This window comes from Glycomyces halotolerans, from assembly GCF_054779575.1.
The window spans coordinates 113802-132514 of the sequence record NZ_BAAGXZ010000002.1 but is presented as its reverse complement, the minus strand read 5'-3'; the positions used below and the strand labels follow the sequence as shown (position 1 = coordinate 132514).

At 68.6% G+C, this 18713-nt stretch carries 21 protein-coding genes; 15 read left to right on the top strand and 6 right to left on the bottom strand.

Translation table 11 applies throughout. The features are described from left to right. The first annotated feature begins 66 nt into the window (after positions 1-66). Positions 67-396, top strand: a complete 330-nt coding sequence (locus tag ACYVL2_RS02525) for an ArsR/SmtB family transcription factor (RefSeq protein WP_460539863.1) — start codon at positions 67-69, stop codon at positions 394-396. Then, complete coding sequence (locus tag ACYVL2_RS02520; protein ID WP_460539861.1) at positions 396-1100, top strand: cation diffusion facilitator family transporter; 705 nt, start codon at positions 396-398, stop codon at positions 1098-1100. The genes ACYVL2_RS02525 and ACYVL2_RS02520 overlap by 1 nt, the downstream gene beginning before the upstream one ends. A 105-nt stretch (positions 1101-1205) precedes the next feature. On the opposite strand, the gene ACYVL2_RS02515 is transcribed toward ACYVL2_RS02520, so the two are convergent. Then, entirely contained in the window at positions 1206-1844 is a 639-nt protein-coding gene (locus tag ACYVL2_RS02515) for a hypothetical protein (RefSeq protein WP_460539859.1), read from the bottom strand. Between the two features lie 118 nt (positions 1845-1962). Here ACYVL2_RS02515 and ACYVL2_RS02510 point away from each other — a divergent pair, with 118 nt between their 5' ends. The 3 genes from ACYVL2_RS02510 (at position 1963) to ACYVL2_RS02500 (ending at position 3205) form a co-directional block, all read left to right on the top strand. Then, positions 1963-2634 (top strand): DUF6883 domain-containing protein, encoded by a 672-nt coding sequence (locus tag ACYVL2_RS02510; protein ID WP_460539857.1) that lies wholly within the window; start codon positions 1963-1965, stop codon positions 2632-2634. After that, positions 2631-2828 carry a DUF4926 domain-containing protein gene (locus ACYVL2_RS02505; protein WP_460539855.1) on the top strand — a complete coding sequence of 66 codons (198 nt, stop codon included), beginning with the start codon at positions 2631-2633 and terminating at the stop codon, positions 2826-2828. The genes ACYVL2_RS02510 and ACYVL2_RS02505 overlap by 4 nt, the downstream gene beginning before the upstream one ends. 206 nt (positions 2829-3034) lie before the next feature. After that, the gene (locus tag ACYVL2_RS02500) at positions 3035-3205 is read left to right on the top strand and encodes a hypothetical protein (protein WP_460539853.1); all 171 of its coding nucleotides are present in this window, start codon (positions 3035-3037) and stop codon (positions 3203-3205) included. 67 nt (positions 3206-3272) lie between these two features. On the opposite strand, the gene ACYVL2_RS02495 is transcribed toward ACYVL2_RS02500, so the two are convergent. Next, the gene (locus tag ACYVL2_RS02495; protein WP_460539851.1) at positions 3273-3968 is read right to left on the bottom strand and encodes a TetR family transcriptional regulator; all 696 of its coding nucleotides are present in this window, start codon (positions 3966-3968) and stop codon (positions 3273-3275) included. Between the two features lie 181 nt (positions 3969-4149). Here ACYVL2_RS02495 and ACYVL2_RS02490 point away from each other — a divergent pair, with 181 nt between their 5' ends. Together ACYVL2_RS02490 and ACYVL2_RS02485 are read left to right on the top strand one after the other, a co-directional pair. Beyond that, positions 4150-4836 (top strand): DUF4386 domain-containing protein, encoded by a 687-nt coding sequence (locus tag ACYVL2_RS02490; protein WP_460539849.1) that lies wholly within the window; start codon positions 4150-4152, stop codon positions 4834-4836. A 95-nt stretch (positions 4837-4931) separates the two neighbouring features. Then, entirely contained in the window at positions 4932-5888 is a 957-nt protein-coding gene (locus tag ACYVL2_RS02485) for a hypothetical protein (protein ID WP_460539847.1), read from the top strand. Between the two features lie 60 nt (positions 5889-5948). Here the strand turns inward: ACYVL2_RS02485 and tnpA are convergent, their stop codons facing one another. Next, positions 5949-6365, bottom strand: a complete 417-nt coding sequence (gene tnpA / locus ACYVL2_RS02480) for an IS200/IS605 family transposase (RefSeq protein WP_460539845.1) — start codon at positions 6363-6365, stop codon at positions 5949-5951. 24 nt (positions 6366-6389) lie between these two features. Here tnpA and ACYVL2_RS02475 point away from each other — a divergent pair, with 24 nt between their 5' ends. Together ACYVL2_RS02475 and ACYVL2_RS02470 are read left to right on the top strand one after the other, a co-directional pair. Further along, positions 6390-7547, top strand: coding sequence for an RNA-guided endonuclease InsQ/TnpB family protein (locus ACYVL2_RS02475; RefSeq protein WP_460539843.1), 1158 nt, complete (start codon positions 6390-6392; stop codon positions 7545-7547). Then, a complete protein-coding gene (locus ACYVL2_RS02470) occupies positions 7442-7954 on the top strand; it encodes a hypothetical protein (protein ID WP_460539841.1) in 513 nt (170 codons plus the stop codon). Before ACYVL2_RS02475 ends, ACYVL2_RS02470 begins: the two co-directional genes overlap by 106 nt. Positions 7955-7960: 6 nt before the next feature. On the opposite strand, the gene ACYVL2_RS02465 is transcribed toward ACYVL2_RS02470, so the two are convergent. Both ACYVL2_RS02465 and radA read right to left on the bottom strand, forming a co-directional pair. After that, complete coding sequence (locus ACYVL2_RS02465) at positions 7961-9964, bottom strand: acyltransferase family protein (RefSeq protein WP_460539839.1); 2004 nt, start codon at positions 9962-9964, stop codon at positions 7961-7963. Positions 9965-10152: 188 nt separating this feature from the next. Continuing rightward, the gene (radA, locus tag ACYVL2_RS02460; RefSeq protein ID WP_460539837.1) at positions 10153-11589 is read right to left on the bottom strand and encodes a DNA repair protein RadA; all 1437 of its coding nucleotides are present in this window, start codon (positions 11587-11589) and stop codon (positions 10153-10155) included. A gap of 111 nt (positions 11590-11700) precedes the next feature. On the opposite strand from radA, the gene ACYVL2_RS02455 reads away from it, so the two are divergent. The 4 genes from ACYVL2_RS02455 to ACYVL2_RS02440 all read left to right on the top strand — a co-directional run bounded on the left by ACYVL2_RS02455 (position 11701) and on the right by ACYVL2_RS02440 (position 15560). After that, positions 11701-12567 (top strand): HAD family hydrolase, encoded by an 867-nt coding sequence (locus ACYVL2_RS02455; RefSeq protein ID WP_460539835.1) that lies wholly within the window; start codon positions 11701-11703, stop codon positions 12565-12567. Between the two features lie 34 nt (positions 12568-12601). Continuing rightward, positions 12602-13624 (top strand): LacI family DNA-binding transcriptional regulator, encoded by a 1023-nt coding sequence (locus ACYVL2_RS02450; RefSeq protein WP_460539833.1) that lies wholly within the window; start codon positions 12602-12604, stop codon positions 13622-13624. Between the two features lie 607 nt (positions 13625-14231). Continuing rightward, complete coding sequence (locus ACYVL2_RS02445; protein WP_460539831.1) at positions 14232-14588, top strand: ArsR/SmtB family transcription factor; 357 nt, start codon at positions 14232-14234, stop codon at positions 14586-14588. A gap of 108 nt (positions 14589-14696) precedes the next feature. Beyond that, entirely contained in the window at positions 14697-15560 is an 864-nt protein-coding gene (locus ACYVL2_RS02440; RefSeq protein ID WP_460539829.1) for a hypothetical protein, read from the top strand. A 6-nt stretch (positions 15561-15566) separates the two neighbouring features. Here ACYVL2_RS02440 and ACYVL2_RS02435 read toward each other — a convergent pair whose 3' ends face one another. Further along, positions 15567-16682 (bottom strand): hypothetical protein, encoded by a 1116-nt coding sequence (locus ACYVL2_RS02435; RefSeq protein ID WP_460539827.1) that lies wholly within the window; start codon positions 16680-16682, stop codon positions 15567-15569. Between the two features lie 214 nt (positions 16683-16896). Between ACYVL2_RS02435 and ACYVL2_RS02430 the strand changes: the two genes are divergently transcribed. Together ACYVL2_RS02430 and ACYVL2_RS02425 are read left to right on the top strand one after the other, a co-directional pair. Continuing rightward, on the top strand, positions 16897-17871 hold the full coding sequence (locus ACYVL2_RS02430) for a DUF368 domain-containing protein (RefSeq protein ID WP_460539825.1): 975 nt from the start codon (positions 16897-16899) through the stop codon (positions 17869-17871). 377 nt (positions 17872-18248) lie between these two features. Continuing rightward, the gene (locus tag ACYVL2_RS02425; RefSeq protein ID WP_460539823.1) at positions 18249-18524 is read left to right on the top strand and encodes a hypothetical protein; all 276 of its coding nucleotides are present in this window, start codon (positions 18249-18251) and stop codon (positions 18522-18524) included. Positions 18525-18713: the final 189 nt, after the last annotated feature.

Here is an 18713-nt window from a genome sequence, read left to right as displayed (position 1 = left end):
CCGGCGGTCCGAGCGCGCGACAGTACACGGGTTGATGAATACAGAATTGGCTGTACTATCGTCGTCATGGAGACATTGACCCATGGGCAGGTGCTCGCGCGCTTCGGGCACGCCCTGTCCGACCCCACCCGAGCCCGACTGCTGCTCGCACTCCGCGAGGCGCCCGGATATCCGGCCGACCTGGCCGATCTCCTAGGAGCGTCACGTCAGTCGGTCTCGAACCACCTCGCCTGCCTTCGCGGCTGCGGCCTGGTCGCCGCGGTACCCGAAGGACGCCGCACCCGCTACGAACTGGCCGACTCCCGCCTCGCTCACGCCCTCGGCGACCTGCTCGGCGTGGTGCTGGCCGTCGACCCCGTCGCCTGCGCCGAAGACTGCGACGAGGGCTGCAGCTGATGGCCGCACCCGAAGCCGCAGTATTGACCGCCGAGCGACGCTCGCGCCTGACTGGACGCATCCGCCTACTGGTCGCGGCGACGATCATCTACAACCTCGTCGAGGCGGTCGTCGCGATCAGCGCCGGCACCCTCGCCTCCTCGACCGCGCTCGTCGGCTTCGGCCTCGACTCCCTGGTCGAAGTCGCCTCGGCCGCCGCCGTGGCCTGGCAGTTCTCGGCAGCCGACCACGACGTCCGCGAATCCCGCGAACGCGTGACGCTGCGGATCATCGCCGTCTCGTTCTTCGCGCTCGCCGCCTGGGTCACCGTCGAATCGGTCCGAACGCTACTCGGCGGAGCCGCGCAGCCCGAACACTCCACGGTCGGACTCGTGCTGGTCTCCCTGTCCGTGGTGATCATGCCCGCGCTCTCACTGACTCAGCGCCGCGCCGGAAGAGAACTCGGCTCGGCGAGCGCCGTCGCCGACTCCAAGCAGACGCTGCTGTGCACTTATCTTTCGGCCGCGGTCCTGGTCGGCCTGGCGGCCAACAGCCTCCTCGGATGGTGGTGGGCCGACTCGCTCGCCGCCCTGTTCATCGCCGTGGTCGCGGTCAGGGAAGGACGCGAGGCGTGGAAGGGCGAGAACTGCTGCGCGCCCGTCTTCCCCGTCGACAGGGACCAGCCCGACAGCTGTGACGACGCGTGCTGCGGCGACGACCGGTAGCGGCGCTGACCGCGCTCCTCGACAGGTAGTGCGGCCGCCGGCCAGTGGCCGGCGGCCGCGAAAGGCGCGGGGCCCTGGCCGGGGAAGGCGGCCCCGACTCGAGACCTACTTCTGTTCGGTGCCGAGCTGAGTGAGGTTCGCGTAAGCCTCGTCGAATCGCTCCATCGCCGCCTCGATGCTGGGCTGCGGGCTCGGGTCGCCGAGTGCCTCCTGCATCAGTCGCAGCCCGGCCGCCAGGTTCTTTCCGGCCGCCTCGAGCACGGGGGTCGGCGTGGGATCTTCGTAGAACTCGTTGTTCTCGAGGTCGGCCCAGCCGACCCGGCTCAGTTCCAGCTCGTAATTTCCGAGTACCTCAGCCGAGCTCAGCAGCGTCTGGGCAGCCTTCTCCCGAAGCTCCTCGGCCGCCTCCGGGTCTTCGGCGAGCTTGGATTCGGCGAGGTGGCCGAAACCCTGTCCGAGACGGTCGAGGTACTCGAGCTGCACCTTCGGGTCGAGCTTATGGTCCCAGAAGTCGAACGCGGGCGGGCACGAAAGGCATTCGGGCGGCCACCAGGGCGGCTTCGGCTTGAGTTCGGGCATGACGATCGTATGGCAATCCCAGACGGTGACGCCGCCGGGCGTCGTCCCCACCGGGAAGCAGATCTTCACTTCCTGGCCGGCGGCGTGTGCCGGTCCGGCCGGGACGAGCAGGGTCGCGCTCACGGCGAGGACCGCCGCGAGCAGGAGTCGTCGGATCAAACGCATGGACTCTCCTCTGGAAGGGTGTCGGAACGAGCACATCCTGTCACCTCAATGTGGACTCGGGCTAGGGTTTGTCGCCTAGCGGACACCACGACGGGTCTATTTCGGTCAGACTGACCAGATGGCAACCGTCGGTGAAGTCGTCGCGGCGATCCGTGGTGCCATCTCGCGGGCCGATGAAGCCGCCGCGAACGCCCGCACCGCCGACAGCGCGCTGAGCGACAACGCCGACGCCCTCCGGCGAACGCTCGACGAGTCGAACAACGAGCTGCCCCACGAAGCCTTCGCCGCCTGGAAGCAGGCCCAGGAGAGAGTCGCCGAAGCCCTCGCGCACCTCGCCTCGGCCACCGACGCCTGGAACCGGTACGTCGGTGTCTTGGCCGGCTCGGGAACTTCGGTTCCGACCGGCGGGAATGGCTCCCGCCCGCTGTCCGGCGCCGCACCGTACGCACCGAGGAGTCTCGATCTCTCCCGGGCCGGCATCGATGACCGGAAGCTCACCCATTACGTGCTCGACCCAATGCATCCGGTGGGAGGCCATAAGGCGAGGGTCATCAAGTCCCGTACGGGTCTCGGGCCGGGCGACGCCGAGGAAGTGAAACGACAGATTCGCGAGAAGGCCCCAAACGGCGAGCCGATGCCCGGACGGACGGATGTTCACGGGACGCGCTGGAGCATTGACCTCGATCTGACCGGCCCGAAAGGGACAATGACGGTGAGGACGGCCTGGATCGTGGACCGTAGCGGCGCCCGTCTGGTGACGATGAGCTTCCCGCCGAAGGAGGGACCGTGAGACCCTACGACGTGGTCGAGCTGACCGAGGATATTCCGCACGAGCGCCTGGTCAAGGGCCAAATCGGGACTATTGTGGACTCTTACGAGGATCCGCCCGGATTCGAAGTCGAGTTCACTGACTCTGAAGGCATCACTATCGCCCTCCTTCCACTCCGCCCCGACCAGCTGCGCACGACTGCGACTACCGATTAGAAGCACGCAGGTCACCGTGGGTCGACATGGACGGGCAGTTCATCGCAGCCGTTCGTCCGCCCGCCGCCCGCAGTCGCCACGGGGGATATCGCGGCTCCTGATGGGTAACCGACGCTCCTGGCTCCCGGCCGCGAACGGACTATCCATCGTCTCGGCCGGCCTCACTCTTCCGGCCATGGGCCTGGCCCCGACGAGAAGGGACGCATATGACCAACACCGTTCGCATCGGCGGAGCGATCATCCTGGCCCTCATCTTCGCTCTCGGCTTCTACATCGTGCTCAGCGCCTTGGAGATCGCGATCTTCATCGGCCTCTGCGCCGGTCTGGCGTGGCTCATGCTGGCCATCGTCTTCGGTCGGCGATCGGATCGCCGCTGAACAGCCATTCCGATCCCCGCCGCACCTCGTAAAACGCCACACCGGCCGCCACCCGCGACGCGGGGATTCAACGGCGGTCGGACGAGCTCCAGCCCTGGCGGTGGAGCCGCTCGAAGCCGTCCAGCATGAGGTCGAGCGTGAACTCGAATTCGAACTGGTCGTCGCAGCCGCCGCCGACGATCGAGCCCTCGTCATGGGAACCGGAGGTCGCGATCCGCACGATCCCCGGATACCTCGCCGCCATCGCCTCGGCCATGGCCCCTTGGGTTTCCGGGTCCGGAGCCGGAGACGAGGGAAAGACCTCCTGGCTGAACCCCCACATGCGGCTCCCCAAGGCGTGCATCACATGGTGGGTCAGGTCCACCGAGAAACCGCCCGCGAGGAACATGCCGATGATCGACTCGATGTAGTCCAGCACCACCGGAGTCGGGCCCGGCCGCGACTCGATCACCCCTGAAGCCCACGGATGCCGCAGCATCGCCCGCCGCGCCGAGAGGATGCGCTCGCGGATCGCGGTCTTCCAATCCGGATGCGCCATCGGGGGATCGATCTCACCGACGATGACCTCGACCATGCCGTCGAGCAGCTCCTCCTTGTTCGCCACGTGCTTGTAGAGCGCCATCGGCACCACGCCGAGCCGCTGCGCCAGTTTGCGCATGCTCAACGCCTCGATCCCGATCTCGTCCGCGAGCGCCACCGCGGCCCGAAGCACCCGGTCCCGGTTCAGCGGCTCCCGACGCGCCGCCCGCTCCCGCTCGGTCATCCCATCCCCCTTCGGCCTCGCTGCCCAGGCCCGCTTGACAGGCGTACGCCGTACACGCTACCGTTCATGCCGAGGTGTACGCCGTACACCTCGATCGTCATCGAGCCGCCGCCCCGCACCGTTCACTCCGCGGCCCGCGCCGGCGGCACCCGACAAGCCCCTGCTCGAGGAAGGAGTCCCGATGGACTCGGCAAGAAAATATGCGCTGGCCGCAGGCCTGCTCTACCTGGTCACCCACGTCACCTCGGTCACCGGGAGACTGCTCTACGACCCGGTGCTGAGCGACCCCGAATACGTCCTCGGACCCGGCGCCGACAGCCAGGTGATGCTCGGAGCGGTGCTCGAACTCTTCCTCGCCGTCGCCATCGTGGGCACCGGCGTCGCGCTGTTCCCGGTCGTCAAGCGCCAGAACGAAGGCATCGCGCTCGGCTATGTCGGCCTCCGCACGCTCGAAGCGTCCGCCGTCCTGCTCGGCGTCGCCGCGATCCTCGGTGTGCTGACGCTACGACAAGACGGCGGCGACGCTTCGCTCGTCGGCCCCGCCCAGGCCCTGGTCGCCTTCCACGAGTGGACGTTCCTGGTCGGGCCCAGCTTCGTCGTCAGCGTGCACACCGTGCTCATGGCCTACCTGATGTATCGGTCCGGACTGGTCCCCAGGGCCATCGGCGTGCTGGGGCTCGTCGGCGGCGTGCTCATCTTCGCCTCGACCGTGATGGTGCTGCTCGGCGTCTACCCGCAGGCCTCGGCGATCGGCGCGATCGTGGCCGTCCCCGTGTTCGCCTGGGAGTTGTCGTTCGCCCTCTGGCTGGTCATCAAGGGATTCAGGCCCGCCGCCCTCGAAGCACTGGAACCGAGCGCGGTCCGCTGAAGCTCAAGGCTGCCGATCGGTACCGGCCCGCAGCGGCACCGTCCCCTCGGTACCATCGGCAGCCGGCCCCCTAGACGACAGGAACGGAACCCCTCGTGCGCCGAGCAGTCATTCTCTCCGCCGCCTTGCCGGTCTTCCTGAGCGGCTGCGGTGCGGGGGCATCGACCGACTCTGAGCCGTCGCCGAGCGCTTCCCCTGCCGCGGGCGACCTTGACCGGCTCGATCGGCTGTGGAGCGAAGTCGCCACGACCCGAGCCGAGCTGGGACTCGAGGAGACTCGCCTCATCATCGACTGCCTCGAGGAGCAGCGCTTCACCGTTCACGACGTCCAAGAGCTGACCATGGACTGGAGCTTCGCGGGTCCGCCGCCGAGCGCGTCCCTCGAGGCCGCGGGCGATCCGCTTGATCTGCCCGCACCCGAGGAGGCCGAGACCCGCGCGCTCGGCATCTGGCTCCGCTTCGTTCGCTCCTACGACGACCAGGCCGGCATCGAACTCCAGGAAGCCGAGCGCGAATCGGGTGAGCGCGACGGCGAAGAAGCGGCCCTCGATGAGCTCACACCGCCGGCCGAACTGGCCGAACTCGAACCGCTCGGCGAAGGCTGGGAGCAGCTCCCGGCCATCGAGCAGATGCGCTGGGAGATCGCCTACCGCGGCACCGCATGGGCGATGACGAGTAAGGCCGCGAGCATCATGAGCGGCGACGACTGGGCCGAGCTCGGCATCCCGGACGGCGAATGGCGGCAGCGCTCGGATGTGAGCGAGCCACCCGAAGGATGCAAGGGCGAAGTCCTCAGTGACCTCTACGGCGAACCGCAGCTCCTCGAACACGACTTCGGGCACCAGCAGTGGGTCTGGGGGCCGACCCTCGGCGGCAGCGCCATTCCGATGTCGTGGTCGGACTTGACGGTGCTTCCCGAAAGCGAGCAGTTCTTCACCTGCGTGGAAGCGGCCGGCTACACCGAATGGGGCCGCTCGGACATCGGCGGGCTCGACTACGGCGACTACTGGGACGACCGTTACCGGTTTCCCGGAGAGTGCTCCGGCCTTTAGGCCGGAGGTGAATCCGGGGCGATTGCCTGCTCGCGGTCCCGCGTCAGCGGGACTGGGAGCCTAGCTCGGGCGCTGCTGCCCTTCGATGTACCGGCGGACCACGTCCAGGGGCGCGCCCCCGACGCTGGCGGCGAAGTACGAGCCCGACCACAGCCGCTTCGCCCTCCAGTAGTGTCGCTCCAGCTCAGGGAACTCCTGACGGAGCCTGCGGGAGGAGACGCCCTTGAGCGAGTTGACCAGCTTCGAGACGGCGACCTTGGGCGGGAAGTTCACCAGCAGGTGCACGTGGTCGCCCTCGCCGTTGAACTCCTTGAGCTCGACTTCGAAATCCGCGCACACGTCCCGCATGATCGCCTCCATCCGGGTCAGGTGCCGGTCGGTGAATACCCGGTGCCGGAACTTCGTGACGAAAACCAAGTGCGCGTGCATCGCGAAAACGCAATGGCGACCGGTGCGTACCTCGAAATCAGTGCCCATAAACCAACAGTGTAGAATCCTCGTGTGCTCTTGCGGTACCGGTACCGGATCTACCCGACTCGCCCCCAGCGGCAATCGCTGGCGCAGGCGTTCGGGTGCGCTCGCGTGGTCTACAACGACGCCGTGGCCGCCCGCAAGCACGCCCACGCCGAGGCACTGCCGTACCCGACGACCGCTGTCCTGTCCAAGACGCTGATCACCGAAGCCAAGCACACCCGGGAGCGGGCGTGGTTGGGTGAGGTGTCGGCGGTGGTGTTGCAGCAGGCCCTTGCCGACGCCGACCGGGCGCGGCGGAACTTCTTCGCCTCCCTCAAAGGCAAGCGCGCCGGGGCTCGCATCGGGCCGCCCCGGTTCAAGCGCCGCTCGAACACGCAGTCGATCCGCTTCACCCGCAACGCCCGCTTCGCCGTCCTCGGCAACGGCCGGTTGCGCCTGCCGAAGATCGGGGATCTGAAGGTCGCGTGGTCGCGGGAACTGCCGTCCGCGCCCAGCTCGGTCACGGTCATCAAAACCCCGACCGGCAGGTACTACGCCAGCTTCGTTGTCGAGCTGGACGACGGCGCGGAACTGGCTGAACCGTTGGAAGACCCTGAAGCGGAAACCGGGATCGACCTGGGCCTGAAGTCGTTCGCGGTCCTGCGCGGCGGCAAGGTGATCGAGTCGCCGAAGTTCTTCCGCAAGCTGGAGCGCAAGCTCAAGAAAGCCCAGCGGTCGCTGTCGCGTAAGCAGCAAGGGTCGGCGAACCGGGCCAAGGCCCGCGTCCGCGTGGCGAAGGTCCACGAGAAGATCAAGCACTCCCGCTCCGACTGGGTCGACAAGCAGGTCAAGACGATCGTCGCCGAGAACCAAGGCATCTACGTCGAAGACCTGCACGTCAAAGCACTCAGCCGGGGCCGGGCTGCGAAGTCGGTCCAGGACGCGGCGTTCGGGATGTTCCTGGCACGGCTCGAATCCAAAGCACAGCGCGCGGGCAGGACATTCGCGGCAGTGGACCGGTACTTCCCGTCCACGCGCCTGTGCTCGGCCTGCGGTGTCCTCACCGGACCGAAGGGCCTGGAGGGCCTGAAGGTCCGAGCGTGGGCGTGCGGGTGCGGCGCGGTCCACGACCGGGATGCCAACGCCGAAATCAACATCCGCCGCGAAGGCAAGCGGATGGTCGCCGAGGGACACGCGGAGACCTAAAACGCCTGCGGAGGGCTGGTAAGACCGGGGAGACCCGGCGCGGCTCGCTGAAACAGGAACCCACCCGTAGTCGGACCGCACACGCGGACCGCAAGCCGGGAATCTCCTCCCTTCAGGGAGGAGAGGATGTCAACTCCCGGAAGCCGCCACCACCCGACGGCGACACCACCGAATTCCGTTACTCCGACATCACCGACGCCGACCGCGAACGGTACGAGGAGACGAAGGCCGCCGAGTTCGAAGCGGCGGCGACGATCGCCGCCTGCGACGCCGAAAGCGGCTACTCCGAGGCCGCCGACGAGGAGTACCGGCGGCAGCTCCTGACGTCGTACCTCGAGATGGAGCCGGACTACGAGAACCACCTCGCCGAACTGGAAGCGGCGCTCACGGCTGTCACGGTGGACTGAACCGGGCTACCAGCCGGTCGCGTCCAGGACCGCCTGCTCCGCGAACGGCGCGAGCGTCGCCGCGTACGTCGCGGTGATGTGCGACTTGTCGCGGTAGGTCAGGATGTTGCCGATCGCCGCCGGGCAGGTGCCGCCCGGGCACACGTACGGCGTGAAGTCGGCGAAGGCCACGTTGTCCGGCACGTTCTCCAACTCGAGGGTCGGATCCGTCTCGCCATGACTCGGCGCCGCCTCGTCGGCGCAGGCGTCGACGCCGTGGAGCCCGATGCAGTCCTCCGGATAGTGGTCGATCCGCGGCAGGTCGCGCAGCGCCAGCACGTCTATCCCCCAGTGGTCCAACTGGTGCCACCGGTTCACGAAACCGCCGTACGTCTCCTCCCCGTCGTGCAGCGCCCGCGTCGCCAGCGTCACCGCCAGATCGGGCCGCGACAGCTCCAACTGCTCCATCACCCACCGGTTCCACTCCATGCACTCCGGAAAGACGTGGCCGCCGGGCGTGTAGAGCACCCCGGTGCTGAACTGGCACGAGCTCTTGGTGAACACCAGCAGCCGCCAGCCGCGCTCCAACGCCGCCTGCTCGAACGCCGGAAAGTAGTGACCGATCCTCGACGCCCCCACCAGCGCGATGGTGTGCTCGCCGTTCCGGTCCCCGTAGACGCAGACACGCCGGGTCTGGGCGTCGCAGCCCTCGGCGTAGTAGTACGGGACGTCCTTGATCTCCTCCAGCGGCGGGACCATCGGCATGTCGTCGTCTTCGAGCTGCGCCCACAGCTTCTCGTCGGTGAGCGCTTCGGCGCCGAGATAGACCTCGCCGCTCTCGGCCGCCTCCTCGATCTTGGTGTCGAGCCGCTCCTTGCGCTCGACCAACTGCGCCTGCGCGACTCCGGCCGCACCCAGCACCGGCACCAGAAACGCCGCCGCGACCGCGACCGACCTCGACCGGCTGAATCCGCGCCGCTTCGGCCGCGCCACCCGGTCCTCGACCGCCCACTTGGTCACGTACGCCGCCGCCAGCGAGACCGCCAGGACCACGAGACCGCCCATCACCGACACGCTCCGCTCCGCGGTCAGATACAAGTACACGACCAGAATCGGCCAATGCCACAGGTACAGCGCGTAGGAGCGGTCGCCGAGCGCCGTCATCGGCCGCGAGGCCAGGAGACGGTCGACCGCCAGAGGCTTGCCGGTCGTGCCGGCCAGGATCACCAGGACCGCGGCCCCCACCGGCCATAGCGCGACATAGCCGGGGAACTGGTCCGAGACGTCGAACAGCGCACCACAAGCCACCAGCGACACCACGCCGAGCCACCCGAGCGCGAAGCGGAACCACACCGGCATCCGCAGCAGAGGCAGCGCCATCGCGAGCATCCCGCCGAGACCGAACTCCCACAGCCGAGTGCCGGTGCTGAAATAGGCCCAGGTCTGGTTATCGGCGGTCGCGGCCACCGAATACGGCAAGGACACCGCCACCACCAGCGCGCAGGCGCCGAACATCAGTTTCCGGACATGGCCGCCGAGCGCTTTGACCGCCACCGCGACGAGGGCCATGAGCGCGAGCCAGAGCAGGTAGAACTGCCCCTGGATCGACAGTGACCAGAAGTGCTGCAGCGGACTGACCGGATCGTGCCGATTCAGGTAGTCGACGGTGTGCTGTGCGAGCAGCCAGTTCTCGTAGTAGAGCGCCGAGGCGAACGTCTCGGTCATGATGCCGCGCGAGCGGTACGACGGCATCCACAGCCAGGAGATCACCAGGATCCCCAGCAAGACCACCGCCACGGTCGGCATGAGGCGGCGCGACAGCCGAGACAGGAAGGTCACCGGCATCAAGCGGCCGTGCTTCTCGTAGGAGCGCACCAGTGAGCCGGTGATGAAGAAGCCGGTCAGCAGGAGGAAGACGTCCACGCCGCCGGAGACTCGGCCGAACCAGATGTGGTAGACGGCGACCAGCAGGACCGCGAAGGCTCGCAGACCCTGGATTTCGGGGCGGTACTCGTCGCGGAGGTCCACCATGGCAGCTCAGCATACGTTCTTGGCGCAAAGGTGAACTCGTCGTACGGAAGGGACGAACACTCCCTTGACGACAAATCACAATGACCGGAGCCTCGCTCGGCCGAGCTTTTCAACCTCGCCGGGCCCCGACGCGTCGGTACGCGGAGTCTTTCCGATCTCCGAGCGCGAGCCTCGCTCGGCCGAGCTTTTCAACCTCGCCGGGCCCAAGACCGGGCCGCAGCCTGCTTCGCATCGTTGATCGCCTCCACTTCGATCACCTCGATGCCGGTGTGGCGCTCCGAGACCGAGCCCCGCGGCACGATCGCCGTCTTGAACCCCAGACGCGCCGCCTCCGACAGGCGCCGGTCCGCGTTCACCGTCCGCCGCACCTGCCCGGTCAAACTCACCTCGCCGATCGCCACCAGATCAGCGCTCACCGCGATCTCCTGCTCCGCGCTCACCAACGCCAGCGCCAACGCCAGATCCGAGGCCGGCTCCCGCACTCGGATGCCACCGATCGTCGTCGCGTACACCTCTCGGTCCAGCAACCGCATCCCGCCGCGGCGCGTCAGCACCGCCAGCACCATGTTCAGCCGCGCCTGCTCCAGCCCCGAGACCGTGTGGCGGGGAATCGCCCCGTCCTTCACCGACTTGCCCACCAGCGCCTGGACCTCCACCGGCACCGCCCGGCGGCCCTCCATCGTCACCGTCACGCACGTGCCCGGAGTCGGCTCGGTCGGCGCGTCGTCGAGGAACAGCCCCGACGGGTCGGCCAGCGACACGATCCCGTCCTCGGTCATCTCGAAGCACCCGACCTCGTCGGCCGGCCCGAAGCGGTTCTTCACCCCGCGCAGCAGCCGCAGCATCGAATGCCGGTCGCCCTCGAAATGCACCACCGTGTCGACCAGGTGCTCCAGGGCCCTGGGGCCGGCGATGCCGCCGTCCTTGGTCACGTGCCCGACGAGCACCACGGCCATGTTCCGGGCCTTCGCTTCGGCGATGATCGCGCTGGCGACGCTCTTGACCTGCGTGACACCGCCCGGCACACCGTCGGCGTCGTTCGCGATCACCGTCTGCACGCTGTCGAGGATCAGCAGGGACGGCCTCACGTCCTCGATGTGGCCGAGCACCGCGCCCAGGTCGGTCTCGGCGGCCAGGTACAGCTCCTCGGACAGGCAACCGGTGCGGTCGGCGCGCCTGCGGACCTGCGCCGCGGACTCCTCGCCGGTGACCACCAGCGCCCGCCCGAATCCGGCTTCGCCGCTGCGCTCATTGTTCGCTCCGCCCCGCTCCGCGAACCGGTGCGCCACCTCCAGCAGCAGCGTCGACTTCCCGACGCCCGGCTCGCCGGATATCAGCGTGACGCCGCCGGGGACGAGTCCGCCGCCCATCACGCGGTCGAACTCGCCGATACCGGTCGGCAGGCTCGCCGCCTGTTCGGCCGAGACCGATCCGATCCGCTGCGCCGGGGTGGCCGGTCTCCTGGCGGCGCTCACCGACCCGACCGGTGCGGGCGCCTGCCGCGGCGGGGCGGCGGCCTCTTCCATGGAGCCCCATTCCCCGCAGTCGGGGCACTGCCCCACCCACTTGGGGACGCGATGACCGCACATGGCGCAGGCGTAGGAGATCCGCTGGCTCTTCGGCATGGCGCAAGCCTACGGGCCGGGCCCGACACCGGCCGCGAAGGCGATCGCGATTTCGGCTCCGCAACTTTCACCGAAGGCGCCCCTGTCGCCGGTTGCGCTTAGACTGGCGCCATGGATACAGAGGAGCCGTTCTCCGGCTCACCGGCACCGTCCATCGAGAGCGACCACGGCCCCGGGACTCCTCGCAAAGGCGCGGTCTTCTTCGATCTCGACAAGACCGTCATCGCCAAGGCCAGCACCATGGCCTTCAGCCGGCCGCTCTACCAGGGCGGTCTGCTCGCCCGTCGCGACGTCCTCAAGGTCGCCTACTCGCATCTGGTGTTCCGCCTCGGCGGGTCCTCCGACGAGGCCCAGATGGCGCGCACTCGCGACTACTTCGCCGCGCTCTCCCGCGGCTGGCCCTCCGACCAGGTCCGCGAGATCGTCGAGGAGACCCTCCACGAGCTGATCGACCCGTTCGTGTACGCCGAGGCCGCCGCGCTCATCGAGGCGCACAGGGCTGCCGGCCGAGCGGTCGTGCTGGTGAGCGCCTCGGGTGAGGAGATGGTCGCGCCGATCGGCCGCATGCTCGGGGTCACCGACGTCATCGCCACGCGCTTGATCATCGACCCCGACGGCCGCTACAGCGGCGAGATCGAGTTCTATGCCGCCGGGCAGTCCAAAGCCGACGCGATCAAGCACTTCGCCGCCGAGCGGGGCATCGACCTGGAGTCCTCGTTCGCCTACTCCGACTCGATCACCGATGAGCCGATGCTGCGCGCGGTCGGCTTCCCTCGCGCGGTCAACCCCGACCGGGGCCTGCGGCGGCTCGCGCTCGAGGAGGGCTGGCCGCAATTGGCGTTCCGCCGTCCGGTCGCGCTCCGGCCGGGTCTGTCGGGACCCCGGCGGTTGAAGTACGCCGCGGCCGGCGTCGGCGTGGCGGCAGTGGCTTATGTGGTCTGGCGCGTATGGAGGGATCGTCGCCTCAGGACCGCCTGAGCAGCGTTTTCCCCCAGTAGGTAGCCTCAGCGAAATGGAACGCAAACAACCGGCCCGACTGGCCGATGTCGCCCGAGCCGCCGGTGTCTCGGTGGCCACCGCCTCGCGTGTGCTCAACGGCTCCCCGCATCGGGTGAGCGACCAATTGAGCGAACGAGTACGCGAGGCGGCACGCCGGTTGCGCTACGCCCCGAACGTCGGGGCGCAGGTTCTGGCGCGGTCGACCTCGCAGACGGTGGCGCTGCTGCTGCACGACGTCACCGACCCGTACTTCGGTCAGATCGCCGGCGGCGTCCTGGCGGAGGCGGCCCATCGGAACGTCCGGGTGCTCATCGCCGACACCGGCATCGACCCGGACTCGGAGATTCAGCACTTGGACTCGCTTCGCGGCTACCGGCCGCGCGCGGTGATCGTCGCCGGTTCGCGGACCACTGACGACGCCGCCGAGTCGCGGCTGGCCGACCACTTGTCGGATCTGCTGGAGCTCGGAGCGACGGTGGTCAGCGTCGGCCAGCCCGGTCTGCCGGGCCGGGTGGTGCGCCCGGCCAACCGCGAGGGGGCGAGCGTTCTGGCGAAGTTCCTCGTGGATCTGGGCCACCGCGACTTCGCGCTCGTCTCGGGCCCCGAGCAGCTCCAGGTGGTCAGGGACCGGCGCGACGGCTTCGTCGGTGCGTTGCCGGAGGACGCGAAGGTGGTCTTCGTGCCCTCGGAGTTCAGCCGGGACGGCGGCTACCAGGCCGGGCGGGAGCTGCTGGAGCGCGGCGAGCTTCCGACCGCGGTGTTCGTGACCGGGGACGTCCAGGCGACGGGCCTGTGCACGGCGCTGCGCGAGGCGGGCGTGCGGATCCCCGAAGAGGTGTCGGTGGCCGGTTTCGACGACATCCCGGTGGTGCGGGACCTGACTCCGTCGCTGACGACGGTGGCCCTGCCGCTTCACGACATGGGTATCAGGGCTTTGGACGCGGCGCTCGAAGAAGGCGGCGACTATCCCGATCAGATCTCGGTCGAGGCCGAGTTGATCGAGCGGGCCTCGACCGCGCCGCCCCGAACTAAATAAACACCGAACCTTCCGGAAACGGTTCACATGGGCGTATTGGAATATGTCCATGCGAGCCGTTTTGACGTTTTTGCCTTCGCTCTAAGGAAACTCATATAAACGGTTGAGGCGCGAAGGCCCAGGACTTGGTACCCTTGAGGGGTCGGAAATCGGTTTCGCGGCCGTAATCGGAAACATCCTATGCGGTTGCCGGCGGAGGAGCGCACGCTGCACACCCGCGCCGTTCTAGATGCTGAGACGGCGGTCACGTACAGAGAGTGACTTCTATCTCACGCTGGAGATGGCGAATGATTAAATATTGGCGTGTATGGATGTAATTCCTGGTAGCTCCTCTTCAACCCGTCGAGTGTGGTCGGGCCGCGGAGAGCCGGTCTTCCGACAGCGGTGGTCCAGTTGGCAACGTCGGCGTATTCTCGGCCTTGGATCAGGTAGGAGCCGTGGTGCAGCTCCCATTCGGATCCGAGGAACCGAACCCTTTGCGCGCCGGAAGCGTCGTCGTTACCGCCCGGCCACACCGCAAAGGCATATTCAGGTTTGGAACTGGATTAATGGCAGCGCGGCCATACCCCCAGAACCGCCTGGAAACCAATCCGGAAGGAACGCGATCATGGTGCGAGTCACCGTTGAGGCCGAGACGCCCGTTTCGCCGGTCAGCGGGGAGACCCTCTCCAAGGCCGACGCCGAGCGCATCGCAGGTGTCCTCAAAGCACTTGCCGACCCGAATCGACTGCAGCTCATCAGCCTCATCCAGGCATCTCCTGAACAGGAAGCCTGCGTTGCGGACTTGACCGAGCCGCTGGGACTCTCCCAGCCGACAGTGAGCCACCACCTGCGCATCCTGGCCGAGGCCGGGGTCGTCGAGCGCGACAAGCGCGGCGTGTGGGCTTATTTCCGCCTCGTCCCCGAGACGATGCGGATCGTCGCCGATCTCCTGACGCCTCCCAAAAGGCGTCGTCGTCGCTAGCGCGTCCTCGACCGACCGACGGTACCGGCAGCCGTCACCGTCGGTCGAGGGCGAATAACTGAAATACGGGATCTCGACTGGATTTGTGTCCGGTCATACACTGGTCACATGACCGGCAGACACCGCAGACCGCGACGACTCTCGAAAGAGGGTCGCCGCCTTCTCGGTGGCGCCGCTCTGCTGGCGGTGTTCGCGCCGGTCACGGTCTACACGCTGAACGCGGCCATCGCTCACGTGCGGTCGTGCGATACCGAGACCACGCTGACCGTGGCCGCCAATCCCGAGATCGCCCCGGTGCTCGACGAATTCGTCGAGCGAGGCGGCGGCGCGCCCGAGCGCGGCTCCGACGTGTGCGCAGAGATCATCGTCGAGTCGGTCGAGCCGGAGAACATCGCCGAAGCCGACGCCGACGTGTGGATCCCCGAGACCAGTCTGAGGCTCGAGATCCCCGAGCACGGCCTCGCCGATCAGTGGCAGATCCTGCAGGTCTCGACCGCCTCCAGTCCGGTCGGCATCGCCCTGCCCGCCGGAGAGGACCCGGACTCGGTCGACCCAGACGCGGTCAACGTCGCCCTCGACGACCCCCGTGACGACCCCGCGAGCCTGATGTGGATGGTCATCTTCGGCGTCGACCAGGCCACGGTCGACGGCGCCGAAGATCCCGGGGCCCACCCGGTGATGAGCGCCCACGAAGTCGAGCGCCACAACGCCGAGACCGGCGACGACCTCCAGATCCCCACCGGCTCCGCGCAGGTCGCCCAGTTCGAGTACCCGATGCTGGTCGCCTCCGACATCGACGACGCCCGCCGCGAAGCGGCCTACAACCTGCTGCGCTCCTACGGGCTCGACGAGTACCGGGAGCTGATGACCGAGGCCGGCTTCCAGTACTTCGTGCCCGAACCGCCCGGGCGCTCGGACACGCTCGTCGAATCGACGCTGGCGGCGTGGGACTCCTTCTCCGAAGGCCGATAGCCCCCGCTAGCGCTCGATCGCGGTGGCCTGGTTGTAGACGTCGTTGAGGACCGGCTGGATCTCCGCGGCACGCTCCTCGCGCACCTCGGCCACCGCCGTCACGTGCAGGACCTCCTCCTCGGTCTGCACGAACACGCTCAAGGACGCCTTCCACTCCTCGTACGGCGTACGCACCGAGAACGCGTCCTCGCCGTTCTCCAGGACCTGCAACGGCTGGAACGGCAACTGCTCGCGCAGGTCCCGCCGCCGGTCCTGGTCGCACTCGGACTCGCACACCGTCCACTCGACGCGCACGGACGACTCCCCGTCGGGGGCGACGCACCGGGTCGACTGGTCGGTCGCGTCGCACCGGTAGCCGTCGGGTACGCGGAAGGCGAACGGCCAGCCGCGCAGTACGACCGTCGAGGTGCCGTCCGAGTCCGAGAACAGCGACCCGGCCAGTGACACCTCTCCGGCGTCCGGTTGCAGACGCGGCATCTCCGGGGAGTCGGGGCCCTCTTCGGCGGCCGCGTCCGTCGACGTTCCGTCGGCCGCGGTCGCGCCGGTGTCGGCCGGCGGCGCGGACCCGTTGGAGGCGTCGCCGCCCGATGCCACGGTCGTCCAGATGATCCAGGCGCCGACCACCAGGGCCACCATCGCGACCACGCTGGCGACGCCGATGAGAATCGGCCGCAGCTGCGAGCGCCGCCTCGGCGGCGCGATCGACACGGCCGGCGACATGGGCGGCGCCGACGGCGGACCGGCCGGCGAGGCCGGCGCCTGCGGCCTCGCCGCCGCGGCCGCGCCCACCGGCAGGGGACCGGTCGCCGGTCCAAGCGCGAGCAGCCGGTCGAGGATCCGGTCGGCGCCGCGAAGTCGCTGGTCCCGCAGCACCACTACGTACGGCTGCTCGCCTTCCAGGTCGGCGACGAGGATCGGGGCGTCGTCAGGGCCGGCGGTCGCATACGCCCAGGCCACCGTGTCCGACAGGAGGCCGCGTCGGGCGGGGTCCTTCGAGGAGGTCGAGCCCATGGTGAGGATCTGGACGGGCCGGCCCGTCTCGTCGACGCCCTCGCACAGCTCGTAGGCCCCTTCGACTCTGGAAGTCGCGACATCTTTGTACGGCCCGACCGTGCGACTCATCGTGACCCTCCCTCCCACGCCGCGATCGTGAGCGGTGCGACCGCTCCGCCGCATGAGCGCGAGCCGTCACATCCGCCGATTACCACTAAGTATGGCCCGGGCTCGCATACCCGCCGACACAAGGTGGGCGGCAACCCCGGCGGCGGCCGGGCCGCCTCGGGCATCGGCCGGACGACCGAAGCGAGCGCCACGACGCGCCGACTACGCTGGCTCCGTGACCATCTACCGCAGCACCTCCGACGGCCCGGTCCCGCACGACCCCGCCTCCCCCGGCGGTCCGCGGCCGCGCACCCCCTGGCGCTCGGCTCCCTTCAACGCCGTTCGAGGCGGCGCCATCGGCGCGGCCGAAGGCGTCCCAGGCGTCTCCGGCGGCACCATCGCGCTCGTCGTCGGCCTCTACGACCAGCTCATCGACGCCGCCGGCGAACTGCTCCACGCGGTTCGCGCGCTCGTGTCCGGCGCGGTCCGCCGCGAGGGCTTCGGCGCTGGTCTGCGCGCGCTCAAGGCTATCGACTGGCCGCTGCTGGCGCCGGTCGGCGCCGGCATGGTCACGGTGCTGCTGCTGACGATCAAGACCGTCGCGCCGCTGCTCGAGTCGGAGCCGGTGCCGATGCTGGCGCTGTTCTTCGGCATGATCGCCGCCTCGATCGCGGTGCCGCTGCGGATGCTGCCGAGGCGCTTCAGGGCGCTGGACGCGGTCCTGTTCGCTGCCGCGGCCGTGACCGCGTTCTTCCTCACCGGCCTGCCGCCGTCGGAGCTGTCCGACCCTCCGCTGTGGCTGGTGTTCGTCGGCGCCGCGATCGCCATCAACGCCTTGGTGCTCCCCGGCGTGTCGGGGTCGTTCCTGCTGCTGGCGATGGGCCTGTACGTCCACGTCGAGCACGCACTCGACGAGTTGGACCTGGCCTTCATGGCGGTGTTCGGGCTCGGCGCGATGTTCGGTCTCGGATCGTTCGTCAAGCTCCTCCAGTGGCTGCTCCACCAACGCAGGCAGGCGACGATGGCCGTGCTGGCCGGTCTCATGTGCGGTTCCCTGCGGTCGCTGTGGCCGTGGCAGACCGAGGGCAACGACCTCCTGGCCCCTTCGGGCTCGATCGTCGGTCCGATCCTGCTGGCGCTCCTGGGAGCCGGAATCATCCTGGCCGCCATGTTCTGGGAATCCAAGCAGCGCAACAAAGTCGAGCAATAGACACTGGTAGTCGCGGTGGTTGCGCCCGTGGCCGCGAATCCGGTGATTTCGAATTTCTTGCCGCACGGGCGTAACCGTTGCTTCTCCTTCCCAGTTAGTCAGGGTGGCTGCGCGGTCACATACCGCGAAGTCGCGGCCGGAGGTGCCACCGGCCCGCAGCGTGAAGGGCTCTCGATCCGTCGGCGATCCAGTCGGCGCGGTCGCGGCTGAGAGTCTCGCCGACCGGACGCGAAAGGTCCTCGGTCGGCGCGCTGGACAACAACCGACAACTCACAGATCTTGGTCCTCACGGCGGCACCGGCCGCGCTGATACCCCAGTCGCACCGCCGGCCCCGTGTGGTCTGAAGAAAGGCAAGAGAAAGCAGATGGATCGCACTATGCGTAGGGCGGCGCTCGTCGGAGGGCTCGCCACGGGGGCTCTGCTGCTCACCGGGACGGGCGCTCAAGCCGCCGACGTCGACCAGGCCGCCGCCCACACGGCTCCAGAACTGCTCGGCGGACTGCCGGTGCCGGGTCTGGGCGGGCCGCACACTCCGGCGGCGGGCGATCTCGCCGACATGACCGCGGACGTTCAGCCGCCCGCTCCGTCCGGCGCGGTCGACGACCTGCTCGGGAACCTCGGCGGGGGCCTGCCGGTCCCGCTGCCCTTCTAAGGACTCTTCGGACGCGGCCGCGGGCCGCGACGAACACGCAAGCACTGCCCGGCCTCCGGGGGACATGACCGTCTCGTCCTTCTGAGGCCGGCGGAAACTCGGCGGCGGGCCGCACAGCGCCAAGGGCCCGGACCTGCGCGGCCCGCGCCGACTACAACTCTCCATGTTTCGAGGCAACCCGTTCGGGGC

Coding starts and splice junctions, on each gene's coding strand:
- ACYVL2_RS02490 (WP_460539849.1), top strand. CDS start 4,150: ATGGACTCGGCAAGAAAATATGCGCTGGCCGCAGGCCTGCTCTACCTG.
- ACYVL2_RS02450 (WP_460539833.1), top strand. CDS start 12,602: ATGGAACGCAAACAACCGGCCCGACTGGCCGATGTCGCCCGAGCCGCC.
- ACYVL2_RS02525 (WP_460539863.1), top strand. CDS start 67: ATGGAGACATTGACCCATGGGCAGGTGCTCGCGCGCTTCGGGCACGCC.
- ACYVL2_RS02455 (WP_460539835.1), top strand. CDS start 11,701: ATGGATACAGAGGAGCCGTTCTCCGGCTCACCGGCACCGTCCATCGAG.
- ACYVL2_RS02425 (WP_460539823.1), top strand. CDS start 18,249: ATGCGTAGGGCGGCGCTCGTCGGAGGGCTCGCCACGGGGGCTCTGCTG.
- ACYVL2_RS02495 (WP_460539851.1), bottom strand. CDS start 3,968: ATGACCGAGCGGGAGCGGGCGGCGCGTCGGGAGCCGCTGAACCGGGAC.
- radA (WP_460539837.1), bottom strand. CDS start 11,589: ATGCCGAAGAGCCAGCGGATCTCCTACGCCTGCGCCATGTGCGGTCAT.
- ACYVL2_RS02500 (WP_460539853.1), top strand. CDS start 3,035: ATGACCAACACCGTTCGCATCGGCGGAGCGATCATCCTGGCCCTCATC.
- ACYVL2_RS02520 (WP_460539861.1), top strand. CDS start 396: ATGGCCGCACCCGAAGCCGCAGTATTGACCGCCGAGCGACGCTCGCGC.
- ACYVL2_RS02445 (WP_460539831.1), top strand. CDS start 14,232: ATGGTGCGAGTCACCGTTGAGGCCGAGACGCCCGTTTCGCCGGTCAGC.
- tnpA (WP_460539845.1), bottom strand. CDS start 6,365: ATGGGCACTGATTTCGAGGTACGCACCGGTCGCCATTGCGTTTTCGCG.
- ACYVL2_RS02465 (WP_460539839.1), bottom strand. CDS start 9,964: ATGGTGGACCTCCGCGACGAGTACCGCCCCGAAATCCAGGGTCTGCGA.
- ACYVL2_RS02440 (WP_460539829.1), top strand. CDS start 14,697: ATGACCGGCAGACACCGCAGACCGCGACGACTCTCGAAAGAGGGTCGC.
- ACYVL2_RS02515 (WP_460539859.1), bottom strand. CDS start 1,844: ATGCGTTTGATCCGACGACTCCTGCTCGCGGCGGTCCTCGCCGTGAGC.
- ACYVL2_RS02435 (WP_460539827.1), bottom strand. CDS start 16,682: ATGAGTCGCACGGTCGGGCCGTACAAAGATGTCGCGACTTCCAGAGTC.
- ACYVL2_RS02510 (WP_460539857.1), top strand. CDS start 1,963: ATGGCAACCGTCGGTGAAGTCGTCGCGGCGATCCGTGGTGCCATCTCG.